The following is a 21,405-nucleotide window of genomic DNA, read 5'->3' as shown; positions in this document are numbered from 1 at the left end:
AGCACCCCGATGACGACGACCGCCATCACCAACATCGCCAGTCTGGTCACCAACGACCCCTCCCTGTGCGCGGATTCCCCCCTGGGCCCCATCCAGGACGCGGCCGTCGTCATCGAGGGCGACCGGGTCGTCTGGACCGGTGAATCAAGCAAAGCACCCGCCACTGACAACGCCGTCGACGCGGGCGGCCGGGCGATGATCCCCGGCTTCGTCGACTCCCACTCCCACCTGGTGTTCGCGGGCGACCGCACCGAGGAGTTCAACGCCCGGATGTCCGGCCGCGCCTACAGCGCGGGCGGCATCCGGACCACCGTCGCCGCCACCCGCGCCGCCACCGACGAGGAACTCGCCGCCAACGTCGCCCGCTACCTCGCCGAGGCGCTGCGCCAGGGCACCACCACCTTCGAGACCAAGTCCGGCTACGGCCTCACCGTCGAGGACGAGGCCCGTGCCCTGCGCATCGCCGCCCGGCACACCGAGGAGGTCACCTACCTCGGCGCGCACATCGTCTCCCCGGACTACGCCGACGACCCGGCCGGTTACGTCGACCTGGTCACCGGGGCGATGCTCGACGCCTGTGCCCCGTACGCCCGCTGGATCGACGTCTTCTGCGAGAAGGGCGCCTTCGACGGCGACCAGGCCCGCGCGATCCTGACCGCGGGCATCGCCAAGGGCCTGCACCCCCGCGTCCACGCCAATCAGCTCGGCCACGGACCCGGCGTCCAGCTCGCCGTCGAACTCGACGCCGCATCCGCCGACCACTGCACCCACCTCACCGACGCCGACGTCGACGCCCTGGCCCAGGGGAGCACGGTCGCCACCCTGCTCCCCGGCGCCGAGTTCTCCACCCGGGCCACCTGGCCCGACGCCCGCCGCATCCTCGACGCGGGCGCCACCGTCGCGCTCTCGACCGACTGCAATCCGGGCTCGTCCTTCACGTCCTCCATGCCCTTCTGCATCGCCCTCGCCGTACGGGACATGGGCATGACGCCGGACGAGGCACTCTGGTCCGCCACCGCGGGCGGCGCCGCGGCCCTGCGCCGTACGGACATCGGGCGCATCGCCCCCGGCGCCCGCGCCGACCTGGTGCTCCTCGACGCGCCCAGCCATGTCCACCTCGCCTACCGGCCGGGTGTGCCGCTGGTCCACGCGGTCTGGCGGCGCGGCGCACGCGTGGTCTGAGCAAGCACTGCGGCGGCGCGGCGCACGCGTCGTCCGGGCAACCACTGCGGCAGCGCGGCCCACGCGACGTCCGGGCAGCCGCGGCGTCCGCGCGGCGCCGACCGGGCCCGTGACGGGGCGTCACACATGCGGAAGGACCCGCCCGTTGCCGGGGCGGGTCCTTCCGTGCCGTTGCGGCGCCTGCCCGTTCACTCCTCCAGTGTCAGGCCCTTGCGCAGCTTGATCAGCGTCCGGGAGAGCAGCCGCGAGACATGCATCTGGGAGATGCCCAGCTCCTCACCGATCTCCGACTGCGTCATGTTGGCGACGAACCGGAGCGAGAGGATCTTTCGGTCGCGGCGCGGCAGCGAGGCGATCAGCGGCTTCAGGGACTCCACGTACTCGATGCCTTCGAGTCCGTGGTCCTCGTAGCCGATCCGGTCCGCCAGCGCTCCCTCGCTCTCGTCCTCCTCGGGCTTGGCGTCCAGCGAGCTCGCGGTGTACGCGTTGCTCGCGGCCATGCCCTCGACGACCTCGTCGCGGGTGATGCCGAGGCGGTCGGCGAGCTCGCCCACGGTGGGCGAGCGGTCCAGTCGCTGGGCGAGCTCGTCGCCCGCCTTGGCCAGGTCGAGCCGCAGCTCCTGCAGCCGGCGCGGGACGCGCACGGACCAGCTGGTGTCGCGGAAGAAGCGCTTTATCTCGCCGACGATGGTCGGCATCGCGAACGTGGGGAACTCCACGCCCCGGCTGAGCTCGAAACGGTCGATCGCCTTGATCAGGCCGATGGTGCCGACCTGGACGATGTCCTCCATCGGCTCGCTGCGGGAGCGGAACCGGGAGGCGGCGAACCTGACCAGCGCCAGGTTCAGTTCGACGAGCGTATTGCGGACGTACGCGTACTCGTGGGTGCCCTCTTCGAGGGATTCGAGCCGTGCGAAGAGCGTCTTCGACAACGCCCTGGCGTCCAGCGGTCCCACCTCGTCGAAGGGCGGGATCTCGGGAAGTCCTTCGAGACCGTCACGCGCGCCGTGGTCGTCGGCGCCGATGCGGTCGTGGCCACCGATGTGGCCGGTGTCACTGATGCTGCTGGTCGTGCAGGTGGTGCTGGTGGTGCGGATGCTGCTGCGGGTGCCGTCTTCGGCGGTCGCGGCAGGGGAGTCTGAGTGGGTCAGTCCCTCAGGACATGCTGACGTCGCGTTGTGGGGACGCGTTCCGTCGAGCCGGGGCGACATGGTCTCCTCCATCGTTCTCGGCATATGGCTGCCGATGCCCATACGTGTTCCTGCGGTGAAGCGGCGCCTCCGAAGCCGGTCGTGTTTTGGGTGTCCCCCTACCCTTACCTGCTCCGGACAGGCAGTTACAAGCGCCAATTGAGGCTATATGTCCGGTTTGTTGAGGTCTTCGGGTATCGCGTGGCGCACAGACCGCGTAATGTTTCAAGAACGTCAGAGACAGCACATACGCATCTGCGCACGCTGAGGCGCAGGCGGTGACGAACGGCGAAGAGGGACGGGCATGGACCGCGGGACGGTCGGCAGTGCGAACCGGGGTCGGCTTCAGGTCGACGTCCGGACCGAAGGGTGCAGCGAGGTCGTGACGCCGGTGGGTGAGCTGGACCACCACACGGCGGATCTCCTGCGGGAGCCCCTGGAGCACGCGGTCGAGCAGGGGCGGGTGCGCCTGGTGGTCGACTGCTCGGGCCTCGAATTCTGTGATTCCACCGGGCTCAATGTGCTGCTCGGTGCCCGCCTGAAGGCGGAAGCGGCCGGGGGAGGGGTCCATTTGGCAGGCATGCTGCCGGTGGTGGCGAGGGTCTTCGAGATCACCGGGGCCGAGGCGGTCTTCACCGTCCACGACTCCCTCGAAGCGGCCCTGGACACGTGACCGCGGCGCGTGTCGCGGTCCCGGGCGCCCCATGTGTTGCCCGTGTCACGCGATTCACGCGGACGAAGTGGGTGTTGTCGCGATTCGGCCGGGCAGAAGACATCCGGCGGAGCCATGAGCGACCCGCACACTCTGTATCTGTAACTGCAACTGTCGAAATGTTTCGACGGCGACATGGTGAATCGGTGAGGTGAAGCGCTGATGAGCACCACCCGGCAGCATCCGCCGGGCGGCCTCGGCCGGGAGCCGCAGGGCGCCGGCGTGGACGCGGGCACCGGCGCGCCCGCCCCCGAGCCGGCCGAGTGGCAGTGGCGCACCCTGGCGCTGCGGGGCGTCGCCGGCATCGTGCCGACCGCCCGCGACTTCGCCCGCCAGGCGCTTCACTCATGGGGCTGGCTCCCCGCGACGAGCGCCGACGGCCGGGCCGCCGCCGAGGACGTCCTGCTGGTCGTCTCCGAGCTGGTCACCAACGCCTGCCTGCACGCCGACGGCCCCGAGGAGCTGCGCATCGCCTGCACGGCGAAGGTGCTGCGGGTGGAGGTCGTCGACTCGGGCGCGGGACAGCCCGCGCCGCGCACCCCGCACCGGGCCGGGCGGCCCGGCGGGCACGGCATGTTCATCGTGCAGCGGCTCTGCCTGGACTGGGGCGTCCTGCGGGTGCCCGGCCGGTCCGGGAAGACCGTCTGGGCGGAGCTGGCCGCCCCCGCGTAGGCGGAGGGCCCGACCGGGGGCGTGTCGCCCCGCCGTTCGCACCACCGAAGAGCGCGCCGGATCGGCGCGCTCTTTGTCTTCCCTCCACAAGGTGCCGGGCGTACCTTGAGCGCCCGATCTGATGTGTCGTCAGTAACTTGCGTCGGTCAGCACCGGCGTGCGGCGACTTCCGGCATGAGGGGAACTCAGGTGTCCTACCAGAAGCGAACAGCTCTCGCGCTGGCGTCCGCGCTGGCGGGCACGGTGGTGCTGATGGCCGCGCCCGCCGCCCACGCCACGGTCGTGGACGTCGACTACAAGTGCAAGACCCCCATCGGCGACAAGAGCGCCGTGTCTCCCATCGACATCAAGAGCGTCAAGAGCGGTGGCGGTTACCGGCTCACGATGTCCTTCCAGAAGGGTGTCTCCTCCAGCCCCGTCGAACTCGGCAAGGGTGCGATGAACCCCAGCGCGGTCATCAAGGTGGGCGGCGCCGACCCGGGCCAGGTCCAGGTCTCCGGCCCGCCGAACTCCGCCGCGATACCCGCCAACACCCCTATCAAGATCAGTGACCTGTCGGGCACGTACACCCCGAAGAAGAGCGGCAAGGTCGACTTCACCGCCGGGGTGCTCACCATCAAGGCGCTCGGTACGACCACGACGTGCACCCCCTCCAACAACCCGGGCCCGTCGCTCCAGCTCGACGTGACGGCCACGGGCGGTTCGCAGACCACCCCGGACGACAGCGGCGGGCAGCTGCCGAAGACCGGCCCGCTGGACTCGGCCGTCGCGCTCGGCACGCTGGGCGGCACGGTGCTGCTGACCGGTGCGGCCGGGGTGCTCTGGCTGACCAGGCGCGGACAGGGGGCCGTGGGCCGATAGGCGTTGCCGGACCCAGCCGCCGCCGTCACGCACCAGGGAGCCGCCCATGCCGTCGCCCACCGGTCACGCCGCCCGACTCGCCCTTGCCGTACTGCTGTGCGCCCTCGCCATGACGCCGGTGGCCGCCGCCGCGACGGGGCCCGCCCCGCACCCGGGCGCCACCGCGTGGACGGCGCGGCCCGCGGTGAGCGGTTCCGGCACGGGCGGCAGGCCGTACTTCTATCTGGAGGGCCCGCCCGGCACCGTTCTGCAGGACCGGCTCTCCGTCACCAACCCGGGCCGGTCCCCGGTCACCGTACGGCTGAGCGGCGCCGACGGCACCGGGGGCAAGGGTGCGACCGGGACCGGGCGCTGGCTGCGGACCGCCGCCACCGAGGTGACCGTCCCGGCCCGTACCCGGGCCGACGTGCCGTTCACCGTCACGGTGCCGGCCGGTGCGACGCCCGGCGACCACTCCGGCGCGATCGTCGTGCGCGGCGGCGACCGCTCGGTGGACGTGGACGTCCGGCTCCGGGTCGGCGGGCCGACGCTGGCCGCGCTCACCGTCGAGGACGTCACCGTGTCCGGGCGGACCATCCACTACACGCTGGTCAACCGGGGCAACGCGGTCCTCGCACCGCGGATCGCCGTCCGGGCCGACGGGGTGTTCGGGACGCTGCTGCGACGCGAGGCCCGCACCCTGCCGGTACGGGTGCCGCCCGGACAGCGGGTCAGGCTCACCGAGCCGTGGCGGGACGTCCCCGCGCTCGACTCGGCGACCGTACGGCTGCGCGTCACGGCGGCGGGCGGCGCGCACGGCGAGGCGACGGCCCGCGCGGTCTTCGTCCCGTGGGCACCGCTGACCGCCGGCGCGCTGCTCGTCGCGGTCGCCGCCGGCGCGGGCGCGTACGCCCTCCGGCGCAGGCGGGCGCACGCCCGGCGGCCGGACGACGACGAACGGCCCGGACGGTCGCCGGGCGACCGACAGCACTCCGGGAGCAGGCACTTGGCGAAGGCGGGAGCGGAATCGTGACTGGACAGGCCGGACCGGCAGCACCTCGCAGCGCCCACCACCGGTGGGCCGCCGCGCTGTTCGTCGCGCTGCTCGCAGCGCTGCTGTCCGCCCCGCCGGCGCTCCCCGCGACCCGGGCCGGAGCGGCGGTCGCGCGGGCCGCGGACACGAAGCCCGGGGTCACCCTTTCCAGGCAGCAGGCGGGCAAGGGCGGCGAGATCACCGTGAAGGGCGGCGGCTGGCGCCCGAAGGCACTGCTGATGATGCTGATCTGCGGGCGCGCAACGACCGACCGCGGTGTGATCGGCGGTACGAACTCCTGCGCCAACGCCGAGGGCCGGGCCGTCACGACCGACGCCAAGGGCGCCTTCCGCAAGAAGATGCCGGTCGCAGAACCGCCCGTGCCCTGCCCCTGCGTGGTGCATGTCGCCACCGTCACCGGCGAACAGGCCACCGCCGACGCCGTGTTCGTCGTCGCGGGCCACCCGATCGCCGCGCTGCCGAAGGAGACCGGGGGCGGCAGGCTCGCGGTGCTCGCCACCACCCGGCTGGAGGGCGACAGCGGGATCCTCACCTGGTTCGGTGCCCCGCCCGCCCGGAAGCTGGTCTTCACCGTGGGCAACCTCGGCTCCGACCCCGTCGGGGACCCGGTCTTCGAGATCGGCACCGCGCACGGCGTCTTCGCCCCGCAGTGGGAGGAGCGGCAGTGGCGCGGCACCATCGCCTCCGGCCGCAAGGCGCAGATCGAGCTCCCGGTCGAACTGACGGCGGGGGCCCACGGCGACTACCAGGTCTCGCTCAAGTACGGCGGCAAGGTGCTGGCCGAACAGCCGTGGGGGGTCGGCCGCCCCTGGGGCGTCACGCTCTTCTGGATCCTGCTGTGCCTCGTCGTACCGGCCGCCGTGTTCCGGATCGGCATGGCGGTCGTCGACAGGGTACGGCCCCGCTCCTCGCGGGCCCCGGGCCGCGCCGGGCGCCGCCGCCCCCGGCGCGGGGCCGGCAGGCCCGCGAGGACCCCGAAGCCGCGCCGTGCGCCGGGGCCCGCCGAGGACTCCACGGCCGCGTCCACCGACGGCCCGGCCACCACCACGGCCGCGCTGCCGTGGTTCACACCCGATTCCGCACCGTCAGAGAACAGACCGACGACGAAGGGACATTCGTGAGTACGCAACGCAGGACGGTCGCGGCGGGAGTCGCGATGATGCTCGGCGGCGCGGGCTTGCTGCTGGCCGCGAGTCCGGCCCAGGCCGCCGACGTCTCGTACGCGACGGAGTGCATTCCGCCGCCCATCTCCGGGCTGCCGGCCGTGCAGGGCACCACCGTGGTGCAGCTGACCGCGCCCGCCGAGGCGAAGGTCGGGGACACCGTCGAGGTGGTGTGGAAGACGGTCGCGGCCGCTTCCAAGAACCCCGATGTGCTCGACCTGGACAAGGACACGGTCAAGCCGACCGGCACCCTCAAGGTGGGCGGCGCCGCCACGGGCACCGTGCAGATGGAAGGGCCGCGGCAGAACCCGCCGATCCCCAAGAACAGCGCCATGGTGCTGCCCGACATGAAGGGCACGCTGAAGCTGGAGAAGGCCGGTGAGATCACGCTGACGCCGGACGCGTACAACATCAACGTCTCCAAGCCGATCTCCACGGACACCAAGTGCACCCCGAAGGAGACCGCGCAGCCGGGCGCGACCATCAAGGTCACGGACGGCGGCGGAGCCACCACGGGCGGTACGACGAGCGGCTCGACGACCGCGGGCGGTACGACCTCCGGTTCGACCTCGGGCTCCACCACCGCGGGCGGTACGACCTCCGGCTCCACCACCGCGGGCGGTACGACGACGGGCGGCGGCGACTCCGGCTCCACGACCTCGGGCTCCGGCGGCGGCAGCGGACAGACCGACTTCCCCGGCAAGGAGGTCGCGGTCCACTTCACCTGTACGTCCCCCGGGCCGGCCGACATCTCCTCCAAGGTGACGATCAACGCCAAGAAGAGCGGCGGCAGCTACGCCCTCACGGTCAAGACGGCCAAGGGCGTGATGGACAGCCCGGCCGCGCTGCCGGCCGGCGCGCTGAAGCCGTCCATGGACATCACCCTGGGCGGCGCCGACAAGGGCTCGGTGAAGGTCACCGGCCCGGCCAACGCCGAACCGCTGGAGCAGGGCAAGCCGGTCGACCTGTCCGACATGACCGGCACCTACAAGCCCGGCGCCTCCGGCAAGTCCACGCTCAGCCCCGGCACCCTGACGATCGACGTCACCCTGGGCGCCTCGAAGATCAACATCCCGTGCAAGGTCAAGGGCTCGGTGACCCCGTCGCTGGAGCTCGACACCACCGCCCAGCAGGGCGGCGCCTCCGGCTCCGCCACCACGGGCTCCACGGGCGCGGGCTCCGCGGCCGGCGGCACGGCCTCCGGCGGCGGACTGGCCGCCACCGGGGCCGAGGACACCGGCACCCTGCGTGCCCTCGGCCTCGTCGCGGGCACGGCGATCCTGCTCGGCGGCGCGGTGTTCACCTTCACCCCGTGGCGCAGGCTGCGCGGCACCAGGTGAGCCGGCTCCCGTGACCACGGCACAGGGGGCCGCGACAGCCGTGGCAACGGCGCCGCAGGGACCGCGACAGCCGTAGCAACGGCACAGGGCCCGTGGCAGCAGTGACAACGGCACAGGGGCCGCCGCACCGGTCGACGGTGCGGCGGCCCCTGTGTACGGGCAGAGAGCGATCAGCGCGTCAGCAGCACATCAGCGCGTCAGCGCACATCGCCCATGAGCAGGCTGACCTTCTTGCGGTACATCCAGATCGAGAACGCCGCCACGATCGCGAGCGCCGCCTCCAGGCCCACCATCCCGGTCTTGTTCAGGTCGACACCGGCCAGCGACAGCAGGCTGGTGGTGCAGTCGCCCGCGGTGACCGCGAGGAACCAGACACCCATCATCTGGCTGCCGTACTTCGCGGGCGCCATCTTCGTGGTGACCGACAGGCCGACCGGGGAGAGGCAGAGCTCACCGACGGTCTGCAGGAAGTAGATCGACACCAGCCACATCGGGCTGACCTTGTCGCCGTCCGTCGTCATGGTCAGCGGCAGCATGAAGACGAGGAAGGAGACACCGACCAGGAAGAGGCCCGAGCCGAACTTGACGACCGTGCTCGGCTCCTTGCCGCGCCGGTTCAGCGCCAGCCATATCCAGGCGACGACCGGGGCCAGCGCCATGATGAAGACCGGGTTGACCGACTGGTACCAGGAGGTCGGGAAGTTCAGGCCGAACAGGCTGTTGGTGGTCGAGGACTCACCGAAGAGCGACAGCGTCGAGCCGCCCTGGTCGTAGATCATCCAGAACACGGCCGCGGCGACGAAGAACCAGATGTAGCCGGACATCTTCGACTGCTCGGTCTTCGAGAGGTCCCGGTCCCGCTTGATCCGCACCAGCACCGCGACCGGGATGAGCAGACCGGCGACGGTGATCGGGACGAGCGCCCAGTTCAGCGTGTAGACATCGGTGGCGACGAGGACGCCGTAGAAGACGACGGCCACCATCAGCCACAGCAGACCCTTGCGCAGGGTCGTACGGCGCTCCTCGGCCGACAGCGGCTTCGGGACGACGCTGCTGCGCGCGCTGAGGTGGCGCGTACCGATGAGGAACTGGGCCAGACCCAGCGCCATGCCGGCGGCGGCGATGGCGAAGCCGAGGTGCCAGTTCACCTTCTCGCCGACCGTGCCGATGATCAGCGGCGCGGCGAAGGCACCGAGGTTGATGCCCATGTAGAAGACGGTGAAGCCACCGTCGCGACGCGGGTCGTCCGGGCCGTTGTAGAGGTGGCCGACCATCGTGGAGATGTTGGCCTTCAGCAGCCCGGAGCCGAGCGCGACCAGTGCCAGACCGGCGAAGAAGGTGCCGGAGCCCGGCAGCGCGAGCGTCAGGTGGCCCAGCATGATGATCGCGGCCGAGATGGTGACCGTCTTGCGCGGCCCCCAGACCCGGTCGCCGAACCAGCCGCCGGGCATGGCGAGCAGGTACACCATCGCCATGTAGATCGAGTAGATCGCGGTGGCCGTGGCCGCGTTCATGTGCAGGCCGGAATTGGAGACCAGGTACAGCGGAAGCAGGGCCCGCATGCCGTAGAAGCTGAAGCGCTCCCACATCTCGGTCATGAAGAGAGTGGCCAGGCCGCGGGGGTGGCCGAAGAAGGTTTTCGCGGATCCAGAAGTACTGGCCGGGTCCTTCGTCAGGCTGGACGCCATGGTCGATCCTTGTGTGCTCGGGACGCGACGCCTTGTGAGCGTGATGCGCCCGGTGGGGGGAGGCCGGCACCGGCACGGGCGCGCCCCACCCCTCACGCCCGAGAGGGGATTCGCCCCGCTCGCCGGACTCACCGAGGAGCCGGCCGTGGGGGACGGGGACGGACCGTGCCGGGATCCACGCCCGGCGCGCATCCTCGCGCTCCGGGCCCGGCCACAGGTCATTCACTGAGTCGCGACTGGCGGGTACCAGTCGGCCAACAAAAGAGACCCTTGGCGCTAAAAGCTGCCCAAGGGTCCTTGAGTAGTGCAACAGGCGTCGAGCCACCATACGCCACGACAGAGCCCGATATGAATGGACTTGAGAGATGGATCACAGGTTTTGATGGAACCGAACTCCCATATTCAAAGGCGGTCACCCGTTTATTTCGCAGACCCGCAGGGCTTTTGGATCACCTCCCGGCATCCGCTCCGCGCGGACTACCATCACTCCATGACCCGTGTACTGCTCGCCGAGGACGATGCATCCATCTCGGAGCCGCTGGCCCGCGCCCTGCGTCGGGAGGGTTACGAGGTCGAGGTCCGCGAAGACGGTCCGACCGCACTCGACGCCGGCCTCCAGGGCGGGATCGACCTGGTCGTGCTCGACCTGGGTCTGCCCGGGATGGACGGCCTCGAAGTTGCCCGCAGGCTCCGTGCCGAGGGTCACACCGTGCCGATCCTGGTGCTGACCGCCCGCGCCGACGAGGTGGACACCGTCGTCGGCCTCGACGCGGGTGCCGACGACTACGTCACCAAGCCCTTCCGTCTCGCCGAACTGCTGGCCCGGGTCCGCGCCCTGCTGCGCCGCGGCGCCACCGAGCCCGCGCCCCAGCCCGCGACGCACGGCGTCCGGATCGACGTCGAGTCGCACCGCGCCTGGATGGGCGAGGAGGAACTCCAGCTCACCGCCAAGGAGTTCGACCTGCTGCGCGTCCTGGTCCGCGACGCCGGGCGGGTCGTCACCCGCGACCAGCTGATGCGCGAGGTCTGGGACACCACCTGGTGGTCGTCGACGAAGACCCTCGACATGCACATCTCCTGGCTCCGCAAGAAGCTCGGCGACGACGCCGCCAACCCCCGCTACATCGCGACCGTACGGGGCGTCGGCTTCCGCTTCGAGAAGAGCTGACGCCCGTTCCGAGGGGGCCGATGTTCCGAGGGGGCCGACGTTCCGAGAAGAGCCGACGTTCCGAGAAGAGCTGAGAACGAGCATCCATGCGCCGCAGACTGATCAACTCCACGCTCGCCGTGGTGCTCGTGGTGATCGCCGTCTTCGGTGTCTCCCTGGTCATCGTCGAGACCCGCACCATCAGCAACAGCGCCCAGGAGAGCGTCGACTCCGAGGCGCTGCGGCTGATCAGCGTCGTCGAGAGCCGGCTGCTGGAGGACGAGCGGATCACCTCCGCGCTGCTCTCCCAGCAGATCACCAGCAAGCGCTACGCCCTGATCAAGATCCCCGGCCGGTCCCCGCTCGAAGTCGGCAAGCGCCCCTCCGGCAGTGTGATCAGAAGCACCGCCGAGGGGGAGCGCGGCGAGCGGGTCACCGTCGAGGAATCCAGCTCCGCGGTCACCCGCGAGGTCGGCCGCACCCTGATGATCATCGGAGCGGTGGCGCTGCTGGCCATCGTCTCCGCCGTGCTGCTGGCCGTACGCCAGGCCAACAAGCTGACCTCACCGCTGACCGACCTGGCCGAGACCGCCGAACGCCTGGGCTCCGGCGACCCGCGCCCGCGCCACAAGCGGTACGGGGTGCCGGAGCTGGACCGGGTCGCCGACGTCCTGGACGCCTCCGCCGAACGGATCGCCCGGATGCTGACCGCGGAGCGCAGGCTGGCCGCCGACGCCTCCCACCAGCTCCGTACGCCGCTCACCGCGCTCTCCATGCGCATCGAGGAGATCTCGGTCACCGACGACCCGGACACGGTGAAGGAGGAGGCGAACATCGCCCTCACCCAGGTCGAGCGGCTCACCGACGTGGTGGAACGGCTGCTGACCAACGCCCGTGATCCGCGTACCGGCTCCGCCGTGGTCTTCGACCTCGACGAGGTGGTCAAGCAGCAGATCGAGGAGTGGCGCCCCGCCTACCGGAGCGCGGGCCGTGCCATCGTCCGCTCCGGCAAGCAGGGGCTGCGGGCCGTCGGCACGCCGGGCGCGGTCGCCCAGGTGCTGGCCGCGCTGATCGAGAACTCACTGATGCACGGCGGCGGTACGGTCGCGCTGCGCACCCGGGTCACCGGCAACCAGGCGGTCATCGAGGTCACGGACGAGGGCCCCGGGGTTCCGCCCGATCTGGGCGCCCGGATCTTCGAGCGGACGATCAGCGGACGCAATTCCACCGGCATCGGCCTCGCGGTGGCCAGGGACCTCGCGGAGGCGGACGGCGGCCGCCTCGAACTGCTCCAGCAGCAGCCCGCGGTTTTCGCCCTGTTCCTCAGCCGGGTGGCTCTGAAGAAGCAGGAACCGGAACGCCCGGTGCGGTGAACGGCGAGCGGCGGGGACGCCCGCTATCGCCGTACGGAATCCGCCCCGACCCGCGGCACCGGCTCCGTACGCCCCTGCTTCAGAAACCTCTCGGCCCCACCGTCCCCACCGTCCCCACCGGCCACGGGGGCCCCGGAGGCCGTCGCGGGCTTCTCGACGGGCAGCGCCTTGAACACCCACGTCCGGTAGGACCAGAAGCGGAACAGGGTCGCGATGCCGATCCCGAGGATCTTGAAGACATTGCTCTGGACCGGGGTGTTCCAGCCGAAGCCGTACGTCGCCGTGTACAGCACACCGGTCTCGATGACCGCGCCCACCGCGCTGAACAGCAGGAACAGCGTCAGCTCACGGGTCCGGCCGCTCTTGTCGCGGTCCCGGTAGGTCCAGTGGCGGAAGCCGATGTAGTTGCCGAGGATGGCGACGAGGGTGGCCAGCAGACCGGCCCGCACCGTCGGGATGTCCGTGTAGCGCCAGAGCAGGTTGGACACCACGATGTTGACCACCAGGCCCACCGCGCCGACCACGCCGAACTTGGCGACTTCCCGGGCCAGCAGCTCCAGCCGCGCCCGCAGTGCGCCCCGTTCGCTCATGGTGATCGCTCAGCCCGTCTGTCGGTTACGTCAACCCGGTCATGCTAACCAGCCCGTCCTGGCGTCGCCCGTGGATGGGGCGAGTGGTGTGGCGATGCTGTGACACGGCCGCCGGAGCGGGCGGCCGGAGGGCGTCGTCGGGAGCTCCCCGGAGCGGCGGATACCCTGGAGGAGTGACGTTCCCGGTAGTCGGCATGGTCGGTGGCGGTCAGCTCGCCCGTATGACCCACGAGGCGGGCATCCCCCTCGGCATCAAGTTCAAGCTCCTCAGCGACACCCCCCAGGACTCGGCGGCCCAGGTGGTGAGCGAAGTCGTCGTCGGCGACTATCGCGACCTGGACACGCTGCGTGCCTTCGCGCGCGGCTGTGACGTGATCACCTTCGATCACGAACACGTACCGACCGAGCACCTGCGGGCCCTGGAGGCGGACGGCATCCCCGTGCGCCCGGGACCCGACGCGCTGGTGCACGCCCAGGACAAGGGGGTGATGCGCGCGAAGCTCACCGAGATCGGCGCGCCCTGCCCCCGCCACCGCATCGTGGAGGACCCGGCCGATGTCGCCGCCTTCGCCGAGGAGGCCGGGGGCTTCCCCGTCGTCCTGAAGACGGTCCGTGGCGGGTACGACGGCAAGGGTGTCTGGGTGGTCCGCTCCGAGGCGGACGCGGCGGAGCCCTTCCGGGCCGGCGTCGCGGTCCTGGCCGAGGAGAAGGTCGACTTCGTACGGGAGCTGGCGGCCAACATCGTCCGCTCGCCGCACGGCCAGGCCGTCGCCTACCCGGTCGTCGAGTCGATCCAGGTCGACGGGGTCTGCGACACGGTGATCGCCCCGGCCCCCGAGCTGGACGAGCGGCTCGCCGGCGAGGCACAGCAGCTGGCCCTGCGCATCGCCTCCGAGCTCGGTGTCGTCGGCCACCTCGCGGTCGAACTCTTCGAGACCCGCGACGGACGCATCCTCGTCAACGAGCTGGCCATGCGCCCGCACAACTCCGGCCACTGGACGCAGGACGGCGCGATCACCTCGCAGTTCGCCAACCACGTCCGCGCCGTGCTCGACCTGCCGCTCGGCGACCCGCGCCCGCGCGCCACCTGGACGGTCATGTCCAACGTCCTCGGCGGCGACTTCCCGGACATGTACCAGGCGTACCTGCACTGCATGGCCCGCGACCCCCAGCTCAAGATCCACATGTACGGCAAGGACGTGAAGCCCGGCCGCAAGGTCGGACATGTCAACACCTACGGCGACGACCTGGCGGACGTGCGGGAGCGCGCCCGGCACGCGGCCGACTACCTGCGAGGAACGATCACCGAATGACTTCCCCCGGCACCGCCGCGCCGCTCGTCGGCATCGTCATGGGCTCGGACTCCGACTGGCCCGTCATGGAAGCGGCGGCCAAGGCCCTCGACGAGTTCGAGATCCCGTACGAGATCGACGTCGTCTCCGCCCACCGCATGCCGCGCGAGATGATCGCGTACGGCGAGCACGCGGCGGACCGCGGCCTCAAGGCGATCATCGCGGGCGCGGGCGGCGCCGCCCACCTGCCCGGCATGCTCGCCTCCGTCACCCCGCTGCCCGTCATCGGTGTGCCGGTCCCGCTGAAGTACCTCGACGGCATGGACAGCCTGCTCTCCATCGTGCAGATGCCCGCCGGTGTGCCGGTCGCGACCGTCTCGGTCGGCGGCGCGCGCAACGCGGGCCTGCTCGCCGCCCGCATCCTCGCCGCCCACGACGGCGAGCTGCTGGCCCGGATGCGGGAGTTCCAGCAGGATCTGAACGACCAGGCGACGGAGAAGGGCAAGCGGCTCCGCAGCAAGGTCCAGGGCGCCGACTCCTTCGGCTTCGGGAAGTAGGCGGCGGTGGCGCAGCCGGAGCGGGCGAGGGAACTCCTCGCCGAGTACCCCGTCGTCGACGGGCACAACGACCTGCCGTGGGCGCTGCGCGAACAGGTCGGCTACGACCTCGACGCCCGCGACATCGCCACCGACCAGTCCGGCCATCTGCACACCGACATCCCCCGGCTGCGCGCGGGCGGCGTCGGCGCCCAGTTCTGGTCCGTCTACGTACGGACCGACATGGCGGGCGACGAGGCCGTCAGCGCCACCCTGGAACAGATCGACGTGGTCGCCGAGCTGATCGGCCGCTACCCCGCCGACCTGCGGCGCGCGCTGACCGCCGACGACATGGAGACGGCCCGCGCCGAGGGCCGCATCGCCTCCCTGATGGGTGCCGAGGGCGGCCACTCCATCAACAACTCGCTGGGCACCCTGCGCGCCCTGCACACCTTGGGCGTCCGCTACATGACGCTCACGCACAACGACAACATCGCCTGGGCGGACTCGGCGACCGACGAGCCCGGCGTCGGCGGCCTCTCGCCGTTCGGCCACGAGGTCGTACGGGAGATGAACCGGACCGGCATGCTGGTCGACCTCTCCCACGTGGCGGCCACCACGATGCGCGACGCGCTCGACACCTCCACGGCGCCGGTGGTCTTCTCGCACTCCTCGGCGCGGGCGATCTGCGACCACCCGCGCAACATCCCGGACGACGTCCTCGGCCGGCTCCCCGCCAACGGTGGCATCGCCATGGCGACCTTCGTACCGAAGTTCGTCCTGCCGGAGGCGGTCGCCTGGACCCGGGCCGCGGACGAGAACCTGCGTGCGCACGGTCTGCACCACCTCGACACCACCGCGCGGGCCATGAAGATCCACGCCGACTTCGAAGCGGCCCGTCCGCGCCCGATGGCCACCGTGGCGACCATCGCCGACCACCTCGACCACATGCGCGAGGTCGCCGGCGTCGACCACGTCGGCATCGGCGGCGACTACGACGGGACGGCCTTCCTTCCCGAGGGCCTCCAGGACGTCGCCGGCTACCCGAACCTGATCGCGGAGCTGCTCGACCGCGGCTGGTCCACCGCCGATCTCGCCAAGCTCACCTGGCAGAACGCCGTGCGGGTGCTGCGCGACGCCGAGGACGTGGCGCGCGAGCTGCGCACCCGCCGCGGCCCGTCGCACGCCACGATCGAGCAGCTGGACGGCCGGACGGGCTGACCCGGTCCCGTCATGTCATGTGTGGGGGCGCCCTCCGGGGCGCCCCCACACGTCGTCCACTACCCGGCGCAGAGGCAGAACGGGTGCCCCGCCGGGTCCGCGTACACCCGGAAGCTCCGCTCCCGGTCGTCCGCCTCCAGCACGGTGGCGCCCAGCGCGAGCGCCTCCTTCTCCGCCGCGTCCGGATCCGCCACGGTCAGATCCAGGTGGACCTGCTGCGGTGCGTCCGGGTTCGGCCACCGCGGCGGTACGTGACCGGGCGCGGCCTGGAACGCGAGGAGCGTGCCACCGGTGCCGGTCAGCTCCACCCAGTCCTCCCCGCCGGGCACGATCTCCCCGCCGAGCAGCCCCGCGTAGAAAGCGGCGAGCGCGGCCGGGTCGGGGCAGTCCAGGACGACCGATCCCAGGGTGGCGACAGCCATGACAATTCCTCCTCGGGCAGACGGATGCAGTTGGTTACCTCTAGAAGCCTTCAACAGGTAACCGTTACTGCATGCTGCCGCAAAGGAAGTAACGTCGCAACCATGAGGTCGCAATCGTGAGGTCGCAGTCATGAGTGAGAAGGAACCCGCGCCCGGCGCACTCGCCCTGATCGAGGCACTGGTCAACACGCTCGACGTCGAGACGGGCGCGGACACTCTCGACACGGCGGAGGGGCGTGCCGCCCTCGGTCTCACCGAACCCGAGGTCCCGGACGCGCGCGAACTGCGCGAGGCGCTCCGTACCGCCTGCCTCGCCCACGCCGGCCACCGCTCGCCGGACGACGCCGCGGCCACGCTCGACCGGCTCCTCGCCGGGGCGCCCCTGCGCGTCACCGTGGACGCGGCGGGCGCCGCCGCACTGCGCCCCGTCACCGAACCGGCCGGGATGACCGCACGCGTCGCGTCGGCCATCGCCACCGCGGCGGCCGAGGGCACCTGGGCCCGGCTCAAGGCCTGCGAGGCGGAGGACTGCCGCTGGGCCTACTACGACCGCAGCCCGGCGGGGCGCCGCCGCTGGTGCTCCATGTCGGTGTGCGGCGCCCGCGCCAAAATGCGCACCTACCGCGCGAAGCGCGGCTGAACGCCCTGTTCCCGGCTCAGGCCGTCGGACGGCCCATCGCCCGGTACGTCCAGCCGGCCGCGCGCCACAGCTCGCTGTCGAGCGCGTTGCGGCCGTCCAGGATGATCCGGCGGGACGTGACCTCGCCGAGCGCCGCCGGGTCCAGCTCGCGGAACTCGCGCCACTCCGTCAGATGAAGCACCACATCGGCGCCGCGCACCGCGTCCAGCGCCGTGTCCGCGTAACCGAGGGTCGGGAAGAGCCGCCGGGCGTTCTCCATGCCCTTCGGGTCGAAGACCGTGACCTGGCCGCCCTGGAGGTGGATCTGCCCGGCCACGTTCAGCGCCGGCGAGTCCCGTACGTCGTCCGAGTCCGGCTTGAACGTCGCGCCCAGCACCGCCACCCGCTTGCCGAGGAAGGAGTCGCCGCCCACGGCCTCCCGGGCCAGCTCCACCATGTGGCCGCGGCGCCGCATGTTGATCGAGTCGACCTCGCGGAGGAAGGTCAGCGCCTGGTCCGCGCCCAGCTCGCCGGCGCGCGCCATGAAGGCCCGGATGTCCTTCGGCAGACAGCCGCCGCCGAAGCCGATGCCGGCCCGCAGGAACTTCGAACCGATCCGCTCGTCGTGCCCGATCGCCTCGGCCAGCTTCTTCACATCGCCGTCGGCGGCCTCGCAGACCTCCGCCATGGCGTTGATGAAGGAGATCTTCGTGGCGAGGAAGGAGTTGGCCGCGGTCTTCACCAGCTCGGCGGTCGGGAAGTCCGTCACCACGAACGGCGACCCCTCGGCGACCGGCACCGCGTACACCTCGCGCAGCAGCTTCTCGGCCCGCTCGCTCGCCACCCCGACGACGATCCGGTCCGGGTGCAGGGTGTCGTTCACGGCGAAGCCCTCGCGCAGGAACTCCGGGTTCCAGGCCAGCTCCGCGTCGGCGCCCGCCGGTGCCAGCTCCGCCAGCCGCGCCGCGAGCCGGGCCGCCGAGCCCACCGGGACGGTCGACTTCCCGACGACCAGGGCGGGCCGGGTCAGATGCGGTGCCAGCGACTCGAACGCGGTGTCCACGAAGCTCATGTCGCAGGCGTACTCGCCGTGCTTCTGCGGAGTGTTCACACAGACGAAGTGCACATCGCCGAAGGCCGCCACCTCCTCCGGGGAGGTGGTGAACCGCAGCCGTCCGGTGGATCCCTCGATGCCCTCGACGTGCTTGCGCAGCAGCTCCTCCAGGCCCGGTTCGTACATCGGGACCCGGCCGGCGCTCAGCATCTCGACCTTCTCGGGCACGACGTCGAGGCCGAGCACCTCGAAGCCCAGCTCGGCCATGGCCGCGGCGTGGGTGGCGCCGAGGTAGCCGGTGCCGATCACAGTGATCCTGAGGGCCATGAAGTGCTCCTGTGAGATGCGGACAGACGTGCGGTGAACGAGCATAGTCGTGCCCCCGAAGCCCAGGTTTTCCGCCTGCCCGCACCCCTTTTTCCACCCTTCGCCCACCCCTGTCGTGAAGCTCACGCGGGCATTGCATAGGCCATTGCGGGAGCAGAGCCCTAAAATTGGGTTACTTAACGGTAGTTAGCGTCTTGGGGAGTGAGCGTCTTGGCGGGTTCGACCGATTTCGACCTGTACCGTCCGGCCGAGGAGCACGAGATGCTCCGGGAGACGGTGCGTGCGCTCGCCGAGGCGAAGATCGCCCCGCACGCGGCGGCGGTCGACGAGGAGGCGCGCTTCCCGCAGGAGGCGCTGGACGCCCTGACCGCGGCCGACCTGCACGCGGTGCACGTGCCCGAGGCGTACGGCGGCGCGGGCGCCGACGCCCTCGCCACGGTCATCGTGATCGAGGAGGTGGCCCGTGTCTGCGCCTCCTCCTCCCTCATCCCCGCCGTGAACAAGCTCGGCTCCCTCCCGGTGATCCTCTCCGGCTCCGAGGACCTGAAGAAGAAGTACCTGGGCCCTCTCGCCAAGGGCGACGGCATGTTCTCGTACTGCCTCTCCGAGCCCGACGCGGGTTCCGACGCCGCCGGCATGAAGACCCGGGCCGTGCGCGACGGCGACTTCTGGGTGCTCAACGGCGTGAAGCGCTGGATCACCAACGCGGGCGTCTCCGAGTACTACACGGTCATGGCCGTCACCGACCCGACCAAGCGTTCCAAGGGCATCTCGGCCTTCGTCGTCGAGAAGTCGGACGAGGGCGTCTCCTTCGGCGCCCCGGAGAAGAAGCTCGGCATCAAGGGTTCCCCGACCCGCGAGGTCTACTTCGACAACGTCCGCATCCCCGCCGACCGCATGATCGGCGAGGAGGGCACCGGCTTCGCCACCGCGATGAAGACCCTGGACCACACCCGCATCACCATCGCGGCCCAGGCCCTCGGCATCGCCCAGGGCGCCCTCGACTACGCCAAGGGCTACGTCCAGGAGCGCAAGCAGTTCGGCAAGCCGATCGCCGACTTCCAGGGCATCCAGTTCATGCTCGCCGACATGGCCATGAAGCTGGAGGCGGCCCGCCAGCTCACCTACTCGGCCGCCGCCAAGTCCGAGCGCCTCGACGGCGACCTCACCTTCTTCGGCGCCGCGGCCAAGTGCTTCGCCTCCGACGTCGCGATGGAGATCACCACGGACGCGGTCCAGCTGCTCGGCGGCTACGGCTACACGCGGGACTACCCGGTGGAGCGGATGATGCGCGACGCGAAGATCACCCAGATCTACGAGGGCACGAACCAGGTCCAGCGCATCGTCATGGCGAGGAACCTGCCGTAGCAGGGATTTCGCAGACCGGCAGCCGTCCTCGACGGCTGCCGGGCCGAATCGGACCGAGAACGCCCCCACCTGGCTTGAGTTCCAGTGGTGGGGGCGTTGCTCTGCTTGCTCGGCGGCGGAGGTCCCGGGAGTCTTCCAGGGTCCGAAGTGCCGCCATGGGAACCGGGCGGTGACCGGGGCGGGGCCGCTCTCCGGTGTCCGCAGCCATCGGGATGAGGCCGAGGCTATTCCTCGGTGAAGATCTCCTCGGCAGAGGCGGCGGTGACCGCTCGCCTGAGCCACCGGCGCAGAGTCTCGGGGTCGCCGCAATCGGTGATCCGCCTGTGAACCCCGTCGGGAACGGCGATGCCGCGCTCTCCCAGTACGAGCAGGATGTCCTCGGCGTGGCCTTGAGCCCGGCCTTGCGCGCGGCCTTGCGCCCGGCCTTCGTCACGGATTTCTTCCGACATGAAGGACTTGTAGAAGGAGAGGTCCACGGCCACCAGGTTCCTCCAGTGCTGTGCGGCCGGGCGGTTGCCCAGGCCCTGTGCGGTGAGTTCGACGATGGGGTCGGCGATTGCTTCGGGTGTGTCCCGCAGCGCGACGGACAGGGTTTTCAGTATGGCACCGACGTCCGGATTGTCGGCGTGTGTGATGGCGGCCAGGGTGGCGAGGGCGAGGTCCTTGCGGGCCTCGGCCACATCGGTGATGACCGGCATGTTGTGCGGCCCCGCGACGAGGGGATTCAGGGCGAGGGTCTGCCATTGACGGACGCCGATGGCGATGGGCCGTGCGGCCCATTCGGCGGTGGCGCGGTCCTGGCAGACGACCAGTAACAGGACGGGCAGCCCATACCTGTTGTGGAGATAGCTGACGTAGTACGGCCAGCTGACGGTCTTGCGCGGGTCCTTCTTGCCCTGGGCCTCGATGGCGAGGACGAAGGGCCCGTCGTGCTCTGTTTCGATGCGCAGGAGGGTGTCCACCCGGCGTTCGACGGGACGGGCCTCGGTGAGGTCGGTGGGCAGCGCGGTGGCCGATGTGGGTGGTGGGATGTCGACTCCGAGCACTTCGGAGACGCGGGAGAAGAGGCCGGGGTACTCCTGGAAGATGCGGTGCATTGCCTCGTGGGGCGAGCTGACCATGCAGATCCGTTCGGGTTGTGGGTGATGTTCCGGTCAGGCGGCTGTGTGGAGGTCTGTCCGGCAGTCGCGGCAGTGGCCGGGGTGGCGGGAGCGGAAGGCGCGGTCGCAGCGGTCGCAGTTCTGGAGCGGGATGACGATGACGCCGGGGCGTGCGTGTGCGGCGACGTCCTGGGCTCCTGGCAGCGGTGGTGGCAGGAGCGTCGTGATGCGGTGGCGGAGGAGCTTCGCCGGGTGCTTCAGGGGGACGGGGAGGTCGGTGGTGAGGGTGTGGCGGATGGTGTCGGGGTGGGCGTCGCGTTCGAGCCAGGTGGCGACGCCGGGGGCGAGGGTGCGGATGTCGTTCTCGGAGAGGACGAGTTGGGGCACGTGGCGGCGCAGGTCGGCGAGGAGGGCGGTGGCCGCGCGCTGGAGTTCAGGCGTGAGCTCCTGCGGCCGGGGGAGCGGTGGTGGCGGTGTCGTGCGCGCGGTGGGGGCCGGTACGAGGGCGGGGGCGG

At 71.0% G+C, this 21,405-nt stretch carries 20 protein-coding genes and 1 pseudogene; 14 read left to right on the top strand and 7 right to left on the bottom strand.

All coding sequences use genetic code 11. The features are described from left to right. Nucleotides 1-9: 9 nt before the first annotated feature. Entirely contained in the window at nucleotides 10-1,182 is a 1,173-nt protein-coding gene (hutI, locus tag ACWCPY_RS39445; RefSeq protein WP_451273433.1) for an imidazolonepropionase, read from the top strand. A gap of 188 nt (nucleotides 1,183-1,370) precedes the next feature. On the opposite strand, the gene ACWCPY_RS39440 is transcribed toward hutI, so the two are convergent. Then, a complete protein-coding gene (locus tag ACWCPY_RS39440) occupies nucleotides 1,371-2,393 on the bottom strand; it encodes an RNA polymerase sigma factor SigF (protein ID WP_451273449.1) in 1,023 nt (340 codons plus the stop codon). Nucleotides 2,394-2,676: 283 nt separating this feature from the next. On the opposite strand from ACWCPY_RS39440, the gene ACWCPY_RS39435 reads away from it, so the two are divergent. The 6 genes from ACWCPY_RS39435 (at nucleotide 2,677) to ACWCPY_RS39410 (ending at nucleotide 8,153) form a co-directional block, all read left to right on the top strand. After that, nucleotides 2,677-3,045 carry an STAS domain-containing protein gene (locus ACWCPY_RS39435; RefSeq protein WP_451273431.1) on the top strand — a complete coding sequence of 123 codons (369 nt, stop codon included), beginning with the start codon at nucleotides 2,677-2,679 and terminating at the stop codon, nucleotides 3,043-3,045. Nucleotides 3,046-3,246: 201 nt separating this feature from the next. Beyond that, nucleotides 3,247-3,756 carry an ATP-binding protein gene (locus tag ACWCPY_RS39430; protein WP_451273429.1) on the top strand — a complete coding sequence of 170 codons (510 nt, stop codon included), beginning with the start codon at nucleotides 3,247-3,249 and terminating at the stop codon, nucleotides 3,754-3,756. A 189-nt stretch (nucleotides 3,757-3,945) separates the two neighbouring features. Then, complete coding sequence (locus tag ACWCPY_RS39425; protein WP_451273427.1) at nucleotides 3,946-4,617, top strand: peptidase; 672 nt, start codon at nucleotides 3,946-3,948, stop codon at nucleotides 4,615-4,617. 46 nt (nucleotides 4,618-4,663) lie between these two features. After that, nucleotides 4,664-5,629 (top strand): COG1470 family protein, encoded by a 966-nt coding sequence (locus ACWCPY_RS39420; protein ID WP_451273425.1) that lies wholly within the window; start codon nucleotides 4,664-4,666, stop codon nucleotides 5,627-5,629. Then, nucleotides 5,626-6,771 (top strand): hypothetical protein, encoded by a 1,146-nt coding sequence (locus ACWCPY_RS39415; protein WP_451273423.1) that lies wholly within the window; start codon nucleotides 5,626-5,628, stop codon nucleotides 6,769-6,771. The genes ACWCPY_RS39420 and ACWCPY_RS39415 overlap by 4 nt, the downstream gene beginning before the upstream one ends. A gap of 38 nt (nucleotides 6,772-6,809) precedes the next feature. Beyond that, nucleotides 6,810-8,153, top strand: coding sequence for a hypothetical protein (locus tag ACWCPY_RS39410; RefSeq protein WP_451273447.1), 1,344 nt, complete (start codon nucleotides 6,810-6,812; stop codon nucleotides 8,151-8,153). Nucleotides 8,154-8,350: 197 nt separating this feature from the next. On the opposite strand, the gene ACWCPY_RS39405 is transcribed toward ACWCPY_RS39410, so the two are convergent. Next, on the bottom strand, nucleotides 8,351-9,841 hold the full coding sequence (locus ACWCPY_RS39405) for a peptide MFS transporter (protein ID WP_451273421.1): 1,491 nt from the start codon (nucleotides 9,839-9,841) through the stop codon (nucleotides 8,351-8,353). A 490-nt stretch (nucleotides 9,842-10,331) separates the two neighbouring features. Between ACWCPY_RS39405 and ACWCPY_RS39400 the strand changes: the two genes are divergently transcribed. Both ACWCPY_RS39400 and ACWCPY_RS39395 read left to right on the top strand, forming a co-directional pair. Then, on the top strand, nucleotides 10,332-11,009 hold the full coding sequence (locus tag ACWCPY_RS39400) for a response regulator transcription factor (protein ID WP_072488330.1): 678 nt from the start codon (nucleotides 10,332-10,334) through the stop codon (nucleotides 11,007-11,009). Between the two features lie 86 nt (nucleotides 11,010-11,095). After that, the gene (locus ACWCPY_RS39395) at nucleotides 11,096-12,361 is read left to right on the top strand and encodes an ATP-binding protein (RefSeq protein WP_451273419.1); all 1,266 of its coding nucleotides are present in this window, start codon (nucleotides 11,096-11,098) and stop codon (nucleotides 12,359-12,361) included. A 23-nt stretch (nucleotides 12,362-12,384) separates the two neighbouring features. Here the strand turns inward: ACWCPY_RS39395 and ACWCPY_RS39390 are convergent, their stop codons facing one another. Further along, entirely contained in the window at nucleotides 12,385-12,951 is a 567-nt protein-coding gene (locus tag ACWCPY_RS39390; protein ID WP_451273417.1) for a GtrA family protein, read from the bottom strand. 173 nt (nucleotides 12,952-13,124) lie between these two features. On the opposite strand from ACWCPY_RS39390, the gene ACWCPY_RS39385 reads away from it, so the two are divergent. The 3 genes from ACWCPY_RS39385 to ACWCPY_RS39375 are packed head-to-tail and all read left to right on the top strand — an operon-like array spanning nucleotide 13,125 to nucleotide 16,000. Then, on the top strand, nucleotides 13,125-14,264 hold the full coding sequence (locus ACWCPY_RS39385; protein ID WP_451273415.1) for a 5-(carboxyamino)imidazole ribonucleotide synthase: 1,140 nt from the start codon (nucleotides 13,125-13,127) through the stop codon (nucleotides 14,262-14,264). Next, nucleotides 14,261-14,800 (top strand): 5-(carboxyamino)imidazole ribonucleotide mutase, encoded by a 540-nt coding sequence (gene purE, locus ACWCPY_RS39380; protein WP_329197934.1) that lies wholly within the window; start codon nucleotides 14,261-14,263, stop codon nucleotides 14,798-14,800. The genes ACWCPY_RS39385 and purE overlap by 4 nt, the downstream gene beginning before the upstream one ends. Before the next feature lie 6 nt (nucleotides 14,801-14,806). Beyond that, nucleotides 14,807-16,000 (top strand): dipeptidase, encoded by a 1,194-nt coding sequence (locus ACWCPY_RS39375; RefSeq protein ID WP_451273413.1) that lies wholly within the window; start codon nucleotides 14,807-14,809, stop codon nucleotides 15,998-16,000. A 59-nt stretch (nucleotides 16,001-16,059) separates the two neighbouring features. Here ACWCPY_RS39375 and ACWCPY_RS39370 read toward each other — a convergent pair whose 3' ends face one another. Further along, a complete protein-coding gene (locus ACWCPY_RS39370; RefSeq protein ID WP_451273411.1) occupies nucleotides 16,060-16,422 on the bottom strand; it encodes a VOC family protein in 363 nt (120 codons plus the stop codon). A gap of 130 nt (nucleotides 16,423-16,552) precedes the next feature. On the opposite strand from ACWCPY_RS39370, the gene ACWCPY_RS39365 reads away from it, so the two are divergent. After that, a complete protein-coding gene (locus ACWCPY_RS39365; RefSeq protein ID WP_451273409.1) occupies nucleotides 16,553-17,062 on the top strand; it encodes a CGNR zinc finger domain-containing protein in 510 nt (169 codons plus the stop codon). 16 nt (nucleotides 17,063-17,078) lie between these two features. On the opposite strand, the gene ACWCPY_RS39360 is transcribed toward ACWCPY_RS39365, so the two are convergent. Then, nucleotides 17,079-18,422 (bottom strand): UDP-glucose dehydrogenase family protein, encoded by a 1,344-nt coding sequence (locus ACWCPY_RS39360; RefSeq protein ID WP_451273407.1) that lies wholly within the window; start codon nucleotides 18,420-18,422, stop codon nucleotides 17,079-17,081. Between the two features lie 210 nt (nucleotides 18,423-18,632). Between ACWCPY_RS39360 and ACWCPY_RS39355 the strand changes: the two genes are divergently transcribed. Then, a complete protein-coding gene (locus tag ACWCPY_RS39355; RefSeq protein ID WP_451273445.1) occupies nucleotides 18,633-19,790 on the top strand; it encodes an acyl-CoA dehydrogenase in 1,158 nt (385 codons plus the stop codon). Between the two features lie 224 nt (nucleotides 19,791-20,014). Here the strand turns inward: ACWCPY_RS39355 and ACWCPY_RS39350 are convergent, their stop codons facing one another. Together ACWCPY_RS39350 and ACWCPY_RS39345 are read right to left on the bottom strand one after the other, a co-directional pair. Beyond that, nucleotides 20,015-20,911 (bottom strand): hypothetical protein, encoded by an 897-nt coding sequence (locus ACWCPY_RS39350; RefSeq protein WP_451273405.1) that lies wholly within the window; start codon nucleotides 20,909-20,911, stop codon nucleotides 20,015-20,017. A gap of 33 nt (nucleotides 20,912-20,944) precedes the next feature. Continuing rightward, nucleotides 20,945-21,405, bottom strand: a pseudogene (locus ACWCPY_RS39345) (helix-turn-helix domain-containing protein); the annotation flags it as partial.

This window comes from Streptomyces sp. NPDC002403, assembly GCF_053593015.1.
This window is presented reverse-complemented; position numbering and strand designations above follow the sequence as displayed.